The sequence below is a fragment of the Paenibacillus sp. EKM10P genome, assembly GCF_011800655.1.
Taxonomy (GTDB): Bacteria; Bacillota; Bacilli; order Paenibacillales; family Paenibacillaceae; genus Paenibacillus; species Paenibacillus polymyxa.
The window spans coordinates 1-315 of sequence record NZ_JAALET010000101.1 but is presented as its reverse complement, the minus strand read 5'-3'; the positions used below and the strand labels follow the sequence as shown (position 1 = coordinate 315).

Genomic DNA, 315 nt, shown 5'->3' with positions numbered 1-315 from the left:
TTTGGCTGCTCTACGGAAGAAGAATTGGAGCTTGTACCTATAGGAAAGCCCATAGATAACATTAAGTTGTATGTTGTGAGTAAGGAAAAGGGCCTGCAGCCGATAGGAGTAGCGGGAGAACTATGTATAGCAGGGGATGGACTGGCAAGAGGGTACTTGAACAGACCGGAACTTACAGAAGAAAAATTCGCAGCAAACCCATTCGCACCGGGTGAAAGGATGTACAGGACAGGTGACCTGGCAAGGTGGCTGCCTGACGGCAACCTAGAATATCTGGGCAGGATCGACCATCAGGTAAAGATAAGAGGCTACAGG

The 315-nt window shown here is 48.9% G+C and carries 1 protein-coding gene; it reads left to right on the top strand.

Features of this window, described 5'->3' with window-relative positions:
- On the top strand, positions 1-315 hold a 315-nt coding region (locus tag HFE01_RS26610), incomplete at both ends, for an AMP-binding protein (RefSeq protein WP_167442922.1).